14 protein-coding genes, 1 tRNA gene and 1 riboswitch are annotated in these 13,425 nt (G+C 69.0%); of the genes, 7 read left to right on the forward strand and 8 right to left on the reverse strand.

Annotated elements, in window-relative coordinates; genetic code table 11:
• Positions 1-81: 81 nt before the first annotated feature.
• Together ACH4RC_RS20325 and ACH4RC_RS20330 are read right to left on the reverse strand one after the other, a co-directional pair.
• Positions 82-1,344 (reverse strand): PTS transporter subunit EIIC, encoded by a 1,263-nt coding sequence (locus tag ACH4RC_RS20325; RefSeq protein WP_398202633.1) that lies wholly within the window; start codon positions 1,342-1,344, stop codon positions 82-84.
• Positions 1,345-1,610: 266 nt separating this feature from the next.
• Positions 1,611-2,894 carry a PTS transporter subunit EIIC gene (locus ACH4RC_RS20330; RefSeq protein ID WP_398202635.1) on the reverse strand — a complete coding sequence of 428 codons (1,284 nt, stop codon included), beginning with the start codon at positions 2,892-2,894 and terminating at the stop codon, positions 1,611-1,613.
• Positions 2,895-3,138: 244 nt separating this feature from the next.
• Between ACH4RC_RS20330 and ACH4RC_RS20335 the strand changes: the two genes are divergently transcribed.
• The 4 genes from ACH4RC_RS20335 (at position 3,139) to rdgB (ending at position 5,510) form a co-directional block, all read left to right on the forward strand.
• Positions 3,139-3,393 carry a glucose PTS transporter subunit EIIB gene (locus ACH4RC_RS20335; RefSeq protein WP_398202638.1) on the forward strand — a complete coding sequence of 85 codons (255 nt, stop codon included), beginning with the start codon at positions 3,139-3,141 and terminating at the stop codon, positions 3,391-3,393.
• Positions 3,394-3,570: 177 nt separating this feature from the next.
• Positions 3,571-4,296 carry a ribonuclease PH gene (rph, locus tag ACH4RC_RS20340; protein ID WP_398202640.1) on the forward strand — a complete coding sequence of 242 codons (726 nt, stop codon included), beginning with the start codon at positions 3,571-3,573 and terminating at the stop codon, positions 4,294-4,296.
• 165 nt (positions 4,297-4,461) lie between these two features.
• The gene (locus tag ACH4RC_RS20345; protein ID WP_398202642.1) at positions 4,462-4,854 is read left to right on the forward strand and encodes a hypothetical protein; all 393 of its coding nucleotides are present in this window, start codon (positions 4,462-4,464) and stop codon (positions 4,852-4,854) included.
• A 50-nt stretch (positions 4,855-4,904) separates the two neighbouring features.
• A complete protein-coding gene (gene rdgB / locus ACH4RC_RS20350) occupies positions 4,905-5,510 on the forward strand; it encodes an RdgB/HAM1 family non-canonical purine NTP pyrophosphatase (protein WP_398202645.1) in 606 nt (201 codons plus the stop codon).
• A gap of 51 nt (positions 5,511-5,561) precedes the next feature.
• Here rdgB and ACH4RC_RS20355 read toward each other — a convergent pair.
• The 5 genes from ACH4RC_RS20355 to bcp form a co-directional block, all read right to left on the reverse strand.
• Positions 5,562-5,645, reverse strand: a tRNA-Leu gene (locus tag ACH4RC_RS20355).
• Positions 5,646-5,657: 12 nt separating this feature from the next.
• The gene (locus ACH4RC_RS20360) at positions 5,658-6,497 is read right to left on the reverse strand and encodes an HNH endonuclease (RefSeq protein ID WP_398202647.1); all 840 of its coding nucleotides are present in this window, start codon (positions 6,495-6,497) and stop codon (positions 5,658-5,660) included.
• Complete coding sequence (locus ACH4RC_RS20365; protein WP_398202649.1) at positions 6,494-7,120, reverse strand: HNH endonuclease; 627 nt, start codon at positions 7,118-7,120, stop codon at positions 6,494-6,496. The genes ACH4RC_RS20360 and ACH4RC_RS20365 overlap by 4 nt, the downstream gene beginning before the upstream one ends.
• A 128-nt stretch (positions 7,121-7,248) precedes the next feature.
• Entirely contained in the window at positions 7,249-8,754 is a 1,506-nt protein-coding gene (gene proP, locus ACH4RC_RS20370; protein WP_398202652.1) for a glycine betaine/L-proline transporter ProP, read from the reverse strand.
• Positions 8,755-8,914: 160 nt separating this feature from the next.
• Positions 8,915-9,382, reverse strand: coding sequence for a thioredoxin-dependent thiol peroxidase (gene bcp / locus ACH4RC_RS20375; protein ID WP_398202654.1), 468 nt, complete (start codon positions 9,380-9,382; stop codon positions 8,915-8,917).
• 196 nt (positions 9,383-9,578) lie between these two features.
• Here bcp and ACH4RC_RS20380 point away from each other — a divergent pair, with 196 nt between their 5' ends.
• The 3 genes from ACH4RC_RS20380 (at position 9,579) to sugE (ending at position 10,881) form a co-directional block, all read left to right on the forward strand.
• A complete protein-coding gene (locus tag ACH4RC_RS20380; protein ID WP_398202656.1) occupies positions 9,579-9,926 on the forward strand; it encodes a DUF3618 domain-containing protein in 348 nt (115 codons plus the stop codon).
• 142 nt (positions 9,927-10,068) lie between these two features.
• A complete protein-coding gene (locus ACH4RC_RS20385) occupies positions 10,069-10,371 on the forward strand; it encodes a GroES family chaperonin (protein ID WP_398202945.1) in 303 nt (100 codons plus the stop codon).
• A gap of 92 nt (positions 10,372-10,463) precedes the next feature.
• Positions 10,464-10,528: riboswitch (guanidine-III (ykkC-III) riboswitch) on the forward strand.
• Between the two features lie 32 nt (positions 10,529-10,560).
• On the forward strand, positions 10,561-10,881 hold the full coding sequence (gene sugE, locus ACH4RC_RS20390; RefSeq protein ID WP_398202659.1) for a quaternary ammonium compound efflux SMR transporter SugE: 321 nt from the start codon (positions 10,561-10,563) through the stop codon (positions 10,879-10,881).
• Here sugE and ACH4RC_RS20395 read toward each other — a convergent pair.
• The gene (locus ACH4RC_RS20395; RefSeq protein ID WP_398202662.1) at positions 10,838-13,357 is read right to left on the reverse strand and encodes a transglycosylase domain-containing protein; all 2,520 of its coding nucleotides are present in this window, start codon (positions 13,355-13,357) and stop codon (positions 10,838-10,840) included. The two genes, sugE and ACH4RC_RS20395, sit on opposite strands and share 44 nt — an antisense overlap.
• Positions 13,358-13,425 lie beyond the last annotated feature (68 nt).

The following is a 13,425-nucleotide window of genomic DNA, read 5'->3' on the forward strand; positions in this document are numbered from 1 at the left end:
CGAGCGCGGAGCCGCCATGGCACGGCGAAGGCCCGGAACCGGGACGGTTCCGGGCCTTCGTGGTTCAGGCGGGGGAGGGCCTCACGCCTTGGTGAGGTCCTCGACCTCCTCCTCCGGCTCACGGCCCGGGGTCTTGAGGTCGAACTTGATGATCGCGAAGCGGAACAGGACGTAGTAGACGACCGCGAAGACCAGGCCGATCGGGATGATCATCCATGGCTTGGTGGCCAGGTTCCAGTTCAGCGCGTAGTCGATGAAGCCCGCGGAGAAGTTGAAGCCGTCGTGGACGCCCAGGCCCCAGGTGATCGCCATCGAGGCAGCGGTGAGCAGCGCGTGGATCACGTAGAGGACCGGCGCGATGAACATGAAGGAGAACTCGATCGGCTCGGTCACACCGGTCACGAAGGACGTCAGGGCGAGCGAGACCATCATGCCCATCACGGCCTTGCGACGCTCCGGGCGGGCGCAGTGCGCCATCGCGATGGCCGCGGCCGGCAGGCCGAACATCATGATCGGGAAGAAGCCGGACTGGTACATGCCGGCCGTCGGGTCGCCGTGCATGAAGCGCGGGATGTCGCCGTGCCAGACGGCGCCCGCGGAGTCGGTGAAGTCGCCGAGCTGGAACCAGGAGACGGTGTTCACGAACTGGTGCATGCCGACCGGGATCAGTCCGCGGTTGACGCCGCCGAACAGGGCCGCGCCGCCGGAGCCCAGGCCGGTCATCCAGTTGCCGAAGTCCGTGATGCCGTTGCCGATGGGCTCCCAGACCAGGCCGAAGAAGACACCGGCGATGACGCCGACGAAGGCCATGAGGATCGGGACGAGACGGCGGCCGTTGAAGAAGCCGAGCCAGTCGACCAGCTTGGTGCGGTGGAACCGCTGCCACATGATCGCGGCCAGCAGACCCATGATGATGCCGCCGAGGACACCGGGGTCGTTGTAGACGGCCGCGACGTCCACACCCTTGTTGGCCGTCGTGTTGATGACGGCGTCGTGGACGGGGAAGGCCTGGAGGACCTTGCTGTAGACGAGGAAGCCGACGAGCGCGGCGAGCGCCGTCGAGCCATCGGCCTTCTTGGCGAAGCCGATGGCCACGCCTATGCAGAACAGGATCGGCAGGCTGCCGGTGATGGCGCTGCCCGCGTTGCCGAAGACCGCGGCGACCTTGTCCCAGCCGAGACCGTCCTTGCCGAAGATGTCGTCCTGGCCGAGGCGCACCATGATGCCGGCGGCAGGCAGGACCGCGATCGGCAACTGCAGGCTGCGGCCCACCTTCTGGAGGCCCTGGAACAGGCCGGAGCCCCGCTTCTTTGCGGGGGCCGCCGTAGCGCTGGCGGTGCTCATGTACTTCCTCCACGTGCTGGGGTGCTGCCGGGGACGGAAAGGAAAGAAGAGGCGGGCAGCAGCCAGATGGTCTACACCACCCAGTGGTGTAGACCTGTTGTAGCACGGTGAAGGCGAGATAAGGAACCCGCCGATTCTGTGTTGTGGAACATATGGGTCCGCTTCGGCTCAGACGTGATTCGGGCGTGATTCGCACGTGACGCGGACGTGAAGAAAGGCCCCCGGACCGGTCGGTCCAGGGGCCCTCCGGGGGGCGTGAGGGACGCCTACTTCGTGACGTCCTCGACCTCTTCCTCGGGCTCGCGCCCCGGCGTCTTCAGGTCGAACTTCGTGATCGCGAACCGGAAGACCACGTAATAGACGACGGCGAAACACAGCCCGATCAAAATGATCAGCCAGGGCTTCGTCGCGAGGCTCCAGTTGATCAGGTAGTCGATGAGTCCGGCCGAGAAGCTGAACCCGTCCTTCACCCCGAGCCCCCACGTCACCGCCATCGACACCCCGGTGAGCACCGCGTGGATCGCGTACAGGACCGGCGCGATGAAGACGAAGGAGTACTCGATCGGCTCGGTGATGCCCGTGACGAACGAGGTCAGCGCCAGCGACAGCATCATGCCGCCGACCGCCTTGCGCCGCTCCGGCCGCGCACAGTGGTACATCGCCAGGCACGCCGCGGGCAGCGCGAACATCATGATCGGGAAGAAGCCCGTCTGGTAGATGCCCGCGGACGGATCGCCCGACAGGAACATGTTGATGTCACCGTGCACCTGCGTGCCGTCCGGCTTCGTGTACGAGCCGAACTGGAACCACAGCGGCACGTTCAGGAACTGATGCAGGCCGATGACGAGCAGCGAACGGTTCGCGACGCCGAAGATGCCGGAGCCGATGGCGCCCAGGTCCTCCAGCCAGTTGGAGAAGCTCTCCAGACCGTCACCGATCGGCGGCCAGATCCACAGGCACAGCACCGCGAAGACGATGCCGACGAACGCCATGATGATCGGGACGAGCCGGCGCCCGTTGAAGAAGCCGAGCCAGGACACCAGCTTGGTGCGGTGGTAGCGGACCCAGAAGAACGACGCCAGGAACCCCATGATGATGCCGCCGAACACCCCGGGGTTCTGGTACGTGAACGCGGCGACGACGCCGTCCGCGCCCTGGCACCCCGTCGCCACCGACTTCGCCCCGTCCGGGCAGTCCTGCGGGAACTGGTGCAGCACGCCCCGGTAGACGAGGAACCCCGCCACCGCCGCGAGCGCCGTCGAGCCGTCCGCCTTCCTCGCCATACCGATCGCGACACCGATGCAGAACAGCAGCGGCAGACCGAGGTCGGCGTCCAGCAGGGCGCCGCCCGCGCCCGCGAAGACCTTGGCCACGTTCGTCCAGCCGAGCCCGTCGTCGCCGAAGACGTCCGGCTGGCCGAGCCGGTTGACGATGCCGGCGGCCGGCAGCACGGCGATGGGCAGCTGCAGGCTGCGCCCCATCTTCTGGAGCCCCTGGAAGAAGTTCTGCCAGGGGCTCGGCCGAGGTGCGGCGGCGGCGTTCGCGCTCATGGGCGTCCTCCCGGAACAAGCCACGTTTGGCGGTCGTCGGAAACTGGTGTAGACCAGTCGCGGAACGGATTCGCACGGGTCCGGGACGGATTCTCAGGAGTCCGGACGGACCGGAACAGCTCGCTCCACGGGCTGGTCGTCGCTCGTCATCTTTCGGCACGAGTGGGGCCAACGCCCGCGAAGATGGGCCAACCGTGGGTTACCGTGACACCGCGGCCCACACGGCGGGCCCGGGATCAGGCTTGTGAACAGCAGGGAGAACGAAATGGCCAGCAAGGCTGAGAAGATCGTTGCCGGGCTCGGCGGCATCGACAACATCGAAGAGGTCGAGGGCTGCATCACCCGCCTGCGCACCGAGGTCAAGGACGCGGGCCTGGTCGACGAGGCCGCCCTGAAGGCCGCCGGCGCCCACGGCGTCGTGAAGATGGGCACCGCCATCCAGGTCGTCATCGGCACGGACGCGGACCCGATCGCCGCCGACATCGAAGACATGATGTGACCCGACACCCCTCCTCCTTGTGAGGGGCCCGCGCACGGGAGTCCCCCGAGAAGCCCGCCTCACGGAACTTCTCCGAGGAAGCCCGCGCACAGGTCACCGCGAAGGCCGCCGCCCAGCCGCTGTACGGGCCGGCGGCCTTCCGCACGTCCGCGCCCGGCGGGCGGATAGGCTCCCCCCATGTCTCGCATCGACGGCCGCACGCCCGAACAGCTCCGCCCGATCACCATCGAACGCGGCTGGAGCAAGCACGCCGAGGGCTCCGTCCTCGTCTCCTTCGGCGACACCAGAGTCCTGTGCACCGCCTCCTTCACCGAGGGCGTCCCCCGCTGGCGCAAGGGCAGCGGCGAAGGCTGGGTCACCGCCGAGTACTCGATGCTGCCCCGCGCCACCAACACCCGCGGCGACCGCGAGTCCGTCCGCGGCAAGATCGGCGGCCGCACCCACGAGATCTCCCGCCTCATCGGCCGCTCCCTGCGCGCCGTCATCGACTACAAGGCGCTCGGCGAGAACACCGTCGTCCTCGACTGCGACGTCCTCCAGGCCGACGGCGGCACCCGCACCGCCGCCATCACCGGCGCCTACGTCGCACTCGCCGACGCCGTCTCCTGGGCCCAGGGCAAGAAGCTCGTCAAGGCCGGGCGCAAGCCGCTCACCGGCACCGTCTCCGCCGTCTCCGTCGGCATCGTCGGCGGCGTCCCGCTCCTCGACCTCTGCTACGAGGAAGACGTGCGGGCCGACACCGACATGAACGTCGTCTGCACCGGCGACGGCCGCTTCGTCGAGGTCCAGGGCACCGCCGAGGCCGAGCCGTTCGACCGCGCCGAGCTCAACTCCCTCCTGGACCTGGCGGTCGCGGGCTGCGACGAGCTGGCGGCGGCGCAGCGCAAGGCGCTCGGCGAGTAGCGGACCACCTGCGCGGGCCCCGCGGGTAAAGAACGTCCCAAGCACGGCGGCAACCAACCAGCCGCCGACCGCGTCACTACGTACGGGTGGACGGCAGGCGCCCGCGGCGGACACCGCGGCCGCAACCGCCGCCCACCCGTCCGTACTTCAGGGGAGGACCGTTCCATGGCCGCGCGCCGCCACCGCCGTATCGCCGTAACCGTCGCCGCCGCGGCGCTGATCGCGGTCCCGGCCGCCGTCGGCTGCTCCGCCGTCGACAAGGCTCTCGACTGCGTCCAGACCGCCGACGCCATCGCCGACAGCGTCACCGACCTCCAGCAGGCCGTCGAGAACGCGGCGAACGACCCCGGCCAGGCGGACGAGGCCCTCGCCTCCATCGACACCAACCTCGACGAGATCGGCGACAAGACCGACAACGCCGACGTGTCCAAGGCGGTCGACGACCTCAACAAGGCAGTGGACAACGTCCGTACGGCCATCAAGAACGGCGACGAGACGCCGGACGTCACCCCGGTCACGGACGCGGCGGGCGAGCTGACGAAGGTCTGCACGCCGTAGCGGACCGGGGACGCACCGGCCGGGACGGAGGGGGCGGCGATACTGGGGGCATGACCCGCCTCATCCTCGCCACCCGCAACAACGGCAAAATCGTCGAACTCCGCTCCATCCTCGCCGACGCAGGTCTGCCCCACGACCTCGTCGGCGCGGACGCCTACCCCGACATCCCCGACGTCCGCGAGACCGGTGTCACCTTCGCCGAGAACGCCCTGCTCAAGGCGCACGCCCTCGCCAAGGCCACCGGCCTGCCCGCCGTCGCCGACGACTCGGGCCTCTGCGTCGACGTCCTCGGCGGCGCCCCCGGCATCTTCTCCGCCCGCTGGGCCGGCCGCCACGGCGACGACAAGGCCAACCTCGACCTCCTCCTCGCTCAGCTCGGCGACATCGACGAGGACCGCCACCGCACGGCCCACTTCGCGTGCGCGGCCGCCCTCGCCCTCCCCGACGGCACGGAACGCGTCGTCGAGGGCCAGCTGCGCGGGGTCCTGCGCCACGCCCCGTCCGGCACGAACGGTTTCGGCTACGACCCGATCCTCCAGGTCGAGGGCGACACCCGCACGTGCGCGGAGCTGACCCCGGCCGAGAAGAACGCGATCTCCCACCGGGGGAAGGCGTTTCGGGCACTGGTACCGGCGGTGCGGGAGCTGGTGGGCTGAGACAGCAGAACGGCCTGCGTCTCGTATCTTCGAAACGCAGGCCATGCGCTGTGCGGCGGAAGGGATTCGAACCCTCAAGCCCGTTCAAGGGCCACAGATCCTAAGTCTGCTGCGTCGCCATTGCGCCACCGCCGCTCGGCGGACATGCTACCGGGCGCGGCTCCCACCACGACACCAGGTTCGGGTGAGGGCATGGCAGTTGGGGCACAGGTAGCGCAGGTTCTCCCGACGGTCGTCGAGCGGATCGCCATTGATGTGGTCGATCTCCAGGACCAGTCGTTTCCCTTCCCACACCTGCCCTTGGCCGCATTCGGCGCACGCGCGGGGCACACCGAGGTCATCGAGCGCCCGGCGCAGAAGGTGCGTACGCGTGCGGCGCGAGCCGGGCGGCCGACGGATCAGAATGTCAGTGGCGCTCCTGCGCTTCGGTGACGAGGCCCCGGCCTGATGGCCTTGCCCGACGAAATGCTCCGTCGAGAGCCCGTACGCGTCGATGCTCCGCTTGGCTCTCGTTCGCGCGCTGCTGTCGTACGAGGGCTTGCCCAGTTCGCGCATCAGCTCGGCCAGGCTGCGTGAGACGGCTACGGCCCGGGTGAACTCCTCCTCCGGGAAGAGGGCCGTGGCGACGCTTCCTCGACCAGGACCGAAATGACTTGTGTCGATGCCGAACTTGGCCAGCTTCCGCTTGATGAGCCAGTAGGGTCCGTCCTCCGGCGGGACGCCCATGTGGAGGAACATCTCCCGAATGCTCGTGGACCGGGCTGCGGCGTCCGTCAGTACCTCTGCGGAGTACGACCGCCTCGGGCGTTCCGGAAGCGGCTCCTCCCTGAAGTGGGAGGTGTCGATCTCGTAGTGCGCCAGGCGTTTGCGGAGGTAGCCGGCGGGGCCGCTGCCCATGGGTGCGCCGACCCGGTGCATCAGGTCGACCAGGCTGGTTGATTCCTTGGCGGCTGCGATCAGGGTTTCGCGTGGGTACTTGTCGCTCATGCCGTCCTCCGGTTCCGGCCCCGGTAGGTGTCGGTGACCGCATGGCAATTGGGGCACAACAGGCGCAGGTTCTCCACGCGGTTGTCCCACCACTCCCCGCTGAGGTGATCGACCTCGAGCGCGATGGGGCGCCCACGCCACTTCGACCGGGAGCAAGAAGCGCACTGTTCCGCGACGCCGAGGCGCATCAGTTCCCGCCGGATGCGGACTCCGTGGACACGCCCCTCGTCGGGGGAGCGGAGGACCAAGATGTTGGCTCGGCCCCTGCCGGGCCTGGGCGTGGGTCGTTCGGCGGCTGCGAAGTGCGTGGTGTTGATGCCGAGCGCCGCGATCCGCCTGCCGATGTGTGCCTGATTGCCGCCGACGTTGTTGATGCCGAGGCGCCGCACCACATCCCTGATGCTGTACGACTCCGCGACGGCTGCGCGCAACGCCTCGTCCGTGTGCCGTACCGCCCCGTGCCGGAAGTGGGAGACGTCGATCCCGGCTTCGGTCATCTTCCGGTGCAGATACCGCTTGCTGTGTGGTGTCGGCTCACCCCCGCAGAACCGCACCGCCTCGTCCCACGACACCGCCCTGCGCGCCACATCCTCCAACTGCTCCCGCGTATACCGCTGCCCCACCGTCCGACCCCCTGCTCGATCGCCCGTCCCCTTCTCGTACGGCCTAACGAACCGAATATCGGACCGTCACGCACGAAATGCGGAACGGTCCGATCCGGATGGGGAGGAGGTAGGCGTTGGGAGGAGGGTCAGAACCTCGGTGCCGGGGCCTGGTTCTCGACCATTTCTGCTGCTTCTTCGTGGGTTTCGACCGAGGGCGGGGAGCCCGCCAGGGGCTTCTGGGCCGTTTCCTTCATGCAGGCGACCGCGATGACGCCGACGAGGGCCGCGGCCATCGCGTAGTACGCGGGCATCATGTCGGTGCCGGCCCAGGAGATGAGGGCCGTGATCACCAGCGGGGTCGTGCCGCCGAAGATCGAGGCGGAGAGGTTGTAGCCGACCGAGAGGGAGCCGTAGCGGACCTGGGTCGGGAAGAGCGCGGGGAGCGCTGCCGACATGGTGCCGAGCATGCAGACCAGGGAGAGGCCGAGCAGCAGCATGCCGATCGAGACGGCCCACAGGGCGCCGTTCTTGACCAGGAGGAACGCCGGGATCGAGGTGATGAGGAAGCCGAGCATGCCGGTCATCAGGAGCGGCTTGCGGCCGAAGCGGTCGGAGAGCTTGCCGATCTGGCTGATGATGCACATCAGGACGATCATCGTCGCGATGAGGATGAGGAGGCCGTGCGCCTCGGAGTAGCCCATCTCGTCCGACAGGTAGGTCGGCATGTAGGAGAGGAGCATGTAGTCGGTGATGTTGTACGCGCCGACGAGGCAGATGCAGAGGATGAGCGTCGGCCAGTAGTCGCGGAAGATCTTGGCGAGGTCGCCCTTGGCGGTGGTCTCGACCGTGGACGCCGCCTCCGTCGCCTTGTGCGCGGAGTTGTCCTCCAGCTTCTGGAAGGCCGGGGTCTCGTCCAGCTTCAGCCGCAGGTAGAGGCCGACGAGGCCGATCGGGCCCGCGACGAGGAACGGGACGCGCCAGCCCCAGGACTCCATGCCGTCGCTGCCGAGGACCGAGGTCAGGATGGTGACCAGGCCGGCCGCGCCGACGTATCCGGCGAGCGTGCCGAACTCCAGGAAGCTGCCGAAGTAGCCGCGCCGCTTGTCGGGCGCGTACTCGGCGATGAAGGTGGACGCGCCGCCGTACTCGCCGCCCGTGGAGAAGCCCTGGACCAGGCGGAAAAGGATGAGGAGGACCGGGGCCCAGAAGCCGATCGTGGCGTAGGACGGGATCAGGCCGATGGCGAAGGTACCGATCGCCATCAGGATCATCGTCATCGCCAGGACCTTTTTGCGGCCGATCTTGTCACCCATCGGGCCGAACACCATGCCGCCGATCGGGCGGACGAGGAACGACACGGCGAAGGTCGCGAACGACGAGATCAGCTGGACCGTGTCGTTCCCGGAAGGGAAGAAGACGTGGCCGATGGTGACCGCGAGGTAGGAGTAGATGCCGAAGTCGAACCACTCCATGGCGTTGCCGAGCGAGGCCGCCTTGACCGCCCGCTTCACCGCCGCGTCGTCGGTGACGGTGATGTCGGTGCGGCGCAGGGGCGGGTTCTTGCGCCGTCTTACGGCGCGGAACAGCGCCCGGTGACGCTTGACCGCCTCCGGGTCGGGCAGTGTCTGCCCTTCCTCGGTGTCGGTGGACATGGCGGTTGTTCCCTTCTCTGGACTTGAAACACTTCCGAAGGGATCACTTGCTCGATGGTGACGATCGCAAACGGAAGTCCCCGGTGGAGGGGACTTTCGTCACAGCGCGGGAGCGGCCCGGGTACCCCCGGCAAGGCGCCCGGAATCCGTCAGCAGGGCATCAGATGCCCAGGTCCTTGATGATCTTCGCCACGTGGCCGGTCGCCTTCACGTTGTAGAAGGCGTGCTCGACCTTGCCGTCCTCGTCCACGACGACCGTCGAGCGGATGACTCCGGTGACGACCTTCCCGTACAGCTTCTTCTCGCCGAAGGCCCCGTACGCCTCGAGGACCTTCTTCTCCGGGTCGCCGACCAGCGTGACCTTGAGGTTCTCCTGCTCGCGGAACTTGGCGAGCTTCTCCGGCTTGTCGGGCGACACGCCGATGACGTCGTAGCCCGCCCCGGCGAGGAGGTCGAGGTTGTCGGTGAAGTCGCAGGCCTGCTTGGTGCAGCCGGGGGTGAGCGCGGCCGGGTAGAAGTAGACGATGGTCTTGCGGCCCTTGTGATCGGCGAGGGAGACCTCGTTGCCGTCGGCGTCGGGCAGGGTGAAGGCGGGCGCGGTGTCGCCGGGCTGCAGTCGCTCGCTCATGTCGCTCGTGGTCTCCTCACGGATGGGTACTCCGGTGGCCGAGGCGGGTTCCTGACGGCCCCGGGTGGTTCCAGGGTGGTTTCGCACGAGGGTAATAGGGGTGCCGTGGGGTGGTGTCGGCGCTTAGCTGACAGACTGTCCCCCAGCCGTAACACAGGACAGCAAGCGGATACGCAGCGACCACGGAGGCAGCGCGGTGTCGGACACGTCAAGGACGTCGGATACGCCGGACACGCGGACGTCGGCGCAGATCGAGGCGGACATCAAGCGCCGCCGCGAGACCTTGGCCGAGACGCTCGACGAGATCGGGGTGCGGGTGCACCCGAAGACGATCGTCGGCGACGCGAAGGCCAAGCTGGTGTCGAACGTCGATCACACCCTCGGACGGGCGTACGTCGGTGCCAACCGGCTCGTTTCCGACCTGAAGAGCCAGTTCGTGGCCGAGGACGGCGCGCCGCGGCTCGGCCGGATCGTGCCCGCCGCGCTCGTGGTGGTCGGGGTCGCAGGGCTCGTCACGGTGGCCTCGAAGCGCCGCAAGGGCTGAGCGGGGATCCAGCAGGACGGCCGAGGACCGGCCGGGATCGACCCGGAGGCGTACGCGGGGCCGTGAGGCAGGTAGGTTCGTCGCCGTGAGCGCCAAGAAGGATTTGCCCAGCACCCATCACGACGACAAGCTGCCCATCCGCATGCTGCACGACCGCGTGCTCGTCCGCCAGGACACCTCGGAGGGCGAGCGGCGCAGCGGCGGCGGCATCCTGATCCCCGCGACGGCGGCGGTCGGCAAGCGTCTCGCCTGGGCCGAGGTGGTCGCGGTCGGGCAGAACGTGCGGACGGTGGAGGCCGGTGACCGGGTCCTGTACGACCCGGAGGACCGGGCGGAGGTCGAGGTGCGCGGGACCGCGTACGTGCTGATGCGCGAGCGGGACCTGCACGCGGTGGCCGCCGACCGCTTCGAGGGCTCGGAGGACTCCACGGGCCTGTATCTGTAGCGCTGTATCTGTAGCGTCGGCCCTGTAGACACAGCTCCCCGGGTCAGCCCCTGACGGCCGCCCGTATGGGCGGTTTGTCCGTTCCTGCGTGCACTTTGCTATCGTGGGTCACACCCGACGAGACGCGCCGTACCGGGCTACGCAAAGACGACGCACCCCTGTTGAGAACCACTGACGGAGGTGCCAGTCATGGCCTGGATCCTGATCGTGATCGCCGGACTTCTCGAGGTCGCCTGGTCGATCGGCATGAAATACACGGACGGCTTCACCCGCCTGTGGCCGAGCCTGTTCACCGGCGCCGGGATCGTCGCCAGCATGATGCTGCTGTCCTACGCCGCCAAGACCCTGCCCATCGGTACCGCGTACGGGGTATGGGTCGGCATCGGCGCCGCGGGCGCGGCCATCGTCGGGATGCTGGTCCTCGGCGAACCGGCCACGGCCGCCCGCGTCTTCTTCATCGCGCTGCTCATTGTGGCCATCGTCGGCTTGAAGGCGACGTCAGGTCACTGAGCGGTCCGGCGGCGGCGCCACTGTCGGCGGCGCCCGCGCCGGTGACGCCGCCGAGGTCGGCGCCCTCCATGTCCGGTGCGCCCTCGAAGGCGCCGCCCCCGTCGGCCGTGCCGCCGTCGGGGCCTGCGCCGTCTGTGGTGCCATCCGTTCGGCCCTGCGTGGGGCTGCCGGTCTCCCCTTGTGACGCGCCTTGGTCCTGGCCTTCGTCCCCGCTGTCCGTACGGGTCGGACCGCTGGTGCCGGTGTCGGTCGCGCCGGGGGACGAGGCGGGCGCGGAGCCGGTGGCGGAGGGCGCCGTCGAGGACGGTGCGGTGGAGCGGTCCGGATCGTCGTCCACGCCCTCCAGGTCGAAGTCGGCCGGCGCGCTGCCCGCCAGGGCCTTCTTCGTGAACTGGGCCCAGATCCGCGCCGGGAAGCCGCCACCGTTGACGCGCGGCTCGCCCCCGACCCCGTAGAGCGAGGTGTGCGCGCCGGAGTCCGGGTCCTGGCCCATGACCGAGACGACGGTCGCCAGGTCCGGGGTGTACCCCGCGAACCAGGCCGCCTGGTCCTCCTCCGCGGTGCCTGTCTTTCCGGCGGCGGGCCGCCCGGCGGCGCGGGCGGCGGTACCGGTGCCGCCCTCGACGACGGAGCGCAGGACCGAGGTGGTGGCGTCGGCGGCCGCCCGGTCGACGGCCTGCCGGGGGCTCTGCTCCGGCAGCTCGACGGCGGTGCCGTTCTTGCTGATGGAGCCGAGCAGCGTGTACGCGCTGTGCCTGCCGTGGTTGGCGAGCGTGGCGTACGCCTTGGTCATGTCGAGGACGCTGGCGGTGGCCGTGCCGAGCGCGATCGAGGGGTACGGGTTGAGGTCGGGCGTGTTCTGCGGCAGGCCGAGCGAGATGGCCGTCCGCTTGACCGCGGCCGGGCCGACGTCGACGGCCATCTGCGCGTACACCGCGTTCACGGACTTGTCGGTGGCGGTGCCGACGGTGATGTCGCCGTAGCTGCGGCCGTCCTCGTTCTCGGGCGCGTACGGGCCGCCCTTCCAGCCCTGCACGGGCCGCTTGTTCGTGCCGTCGTACTCGGTGTCCGGGGTGATGGCGCGGCCGTCCTGCGTGGTCGCGCCATTCTGCGCGGCGGACGCGAACACGAACGGCTTGAAGCTGGATCCGACCTGGTAGTCGCGGCGTGTCGCGTTGTTCACGTACTGCTTCGTGTAGTCGATGCCGCCGTACATCGCGAGGACCTTGCCGGTGGCGGGGTCGATGGCGGCGCCGCCCGCGCGCACGTTGCGGTCGGCCTTGCGGCCCTTCTTGTCGATCTTCGCCATCAGCTCGTCGTCGACGGCGGCCACGAACGCGTCCTGCTTCTTCCGCTGCAGGGTCGTCGTGATGCGGTAGCCGCCGAGCGCGAGCGTGTCCTCGTCGAGGATGTCCTGGCTGGTGATCGCGTCCTTCACGGCCTGGACGACGTAACCGCGCTGCCCGGACAGGCCCGCGGCCCCCTTCTCCTCGTCCGGCACCGGGAACTCCAGCGCGGCCCGCTCGGTCGTGGACAGCCATCGCTCCTTGACCATGCCGTCCAGGACGTAGTTCCAGCGGGCCTCCGCGCGCGCCCTGTTCTCCGGGTGCGTGACCACGTCGTACGAGCTGGGCGCGTTCAGGAGGGCCGCCAGGTAGGCGCTCTGAGCGGTCGTCAGCTTCTCCACGTCGACGCCGTAGTACGCCTGGGCCGCGGCCTGGATGCCGTACGCGTTGCGGCCGAAGTAGCTCGTGTTGAGGTAGCCCTCCAGGATGTCGTCCTTGGACTGCTCCCGGTCGAGCTTGATGGAGATGAAGAACTCCTTCACCTTCCGCGTGACCGTCTGCTCCTGCGCCAGGTAGTAGTTCTTCACGTACTGCTGCGTGATCGTCGAGCCGGACTGCTTGCCCTTGCCGGTGACCGTGTTCCAGGCCGCGCGCAGCATCGCCTGCGGGTCGACGGCGGACTCGGTGTAGAAGTCGCGGTCCTCGGCGGCGAGCGCCGCGTGCTGGGTCCGCTTCGGGATCTGGGCGAGCTGTACGTTCTCCCGGTTGACCTCGCCGTCGCGGGCGATCTGGGTGCCGTCGGCGTACAGGTACACGTTCGACTGGGCGGTCGCGGCCGTGTTGGCGGGCGGGATGTGCACGAGGTGGTAGCCGAGCGCGAACAGGCCGACGCACAGCAGAAGGGCCGCGAGCAGTGTGCCGAGCAGTGTCCGCCACGACGGGACGAGGCGGCGCCAGCCCGTACGCCTGGGCCGCTTGCCCTTGCCCTTGGCCTTCGCGGCGCCTCCGGTCTCCCCTGTATGCGCGGTCGCCCTGGTGTGCGCGGCCTCTCCGGCCTCTCCGGTGTGCGCGGTCGCCCGGGCCTCTCCGGTCGCCCCGGGCCCCCCGCTCGCCTCGTTCTCCCCGTTCGCCTCGGGCGCCTCGTTCTCCTCGTTCGTCGTGCCCTCCGGCGGGGACGCGTCGCTGCTCATGCCCTGGGGAACTCCTGATTCGCGTCGTACGTCACGTTCGCCTCGTATGACACATAAGCCTCCTACAT

Origin of the sequence: Streptomyces sp. NPDC016845 (assembly GCF_044332585.1) — a bacterium.
Classification (GTDB): Bacteria; Actinomycetota; Actinomycetes; order Streptomycetales; family Streptomycetaceae; genus Streptomyces.

Coding starts and splice junctions, on each gene's coding strand:
- ACH4RC_RS20325 (WP_398202633.1), bottom strand. CDS start 1,344: ATGAGCACCGCCAGCGCTACGGCGGCCCCCGCAAAGAAGCGGGGCTCC.
- ACH4RC_RS20330 (WP_398202635.1), bottom strand. CDS start 2,894: ATGAGCGCGAACGCCGCCGCCGCACCTCGGCCGAGCCCCTGGCAGAAC.
- rph (WP_398202640.1), top strand. CDS start 3,571: ATGTCTCGCATCGACGGCCGCACGCCCGAACAGCTCCGCCCGATCACC.
- ACH4RC_RS20345 (WP_398202642.1), top strand. CDS start 4,462: ATGGCCGCGCGCCGCCACCGCCGTATCGCCGTAACCGTCGCCGCCGCG.
- rdgB (WP_398202645.1), top strand. CDS start 4,905: ATGACCCGCCTCATCCTCGCCACCCGCAACAACGGCAAAATCGTCGAA.
- ACH4RC_RS20360 (WP_398202647.1), bottom strand. CDS start 6,497: ATGAGCGACAAGTACCCACGCGAAACCCTGATCGCAGCCGCCAAGGAA.
- proP (WP_398202652.1), bottom strand. CDS start 8,754: ATGTCCACCGACACCGAGGAAGGGCAGACACTGCCCGACCCGGAGGCG.
- bcp (WP_398202654.1), bottom strand. CDS start 9,382: ATGAGCGAGCGACTGCAGCCCGGCGACACCGCGCCCGCCTTCACCCTG.
- ACH4RC_RS20385 (WP_398202945.1), top strand. CDS start 10,069: ATGCTGCACGACCGCGTGCTCGTCCGCCAGGACACCTCGGAGGGCGAG.
- sugE (WP_398202659.1), top strand. CDS start 10,561: ATGGCCTGGATCCTGATCGTGATCGCCGGACTTCTCGAGGTCGCCTGG.
- ACH4RC_RS20395 (WP_398202662.1), bottom strand. CDS start 13,357: ATGAGCAGCGACGCGTCCCCGCCGGAGGGCACGACGAACGAGGAGAAC.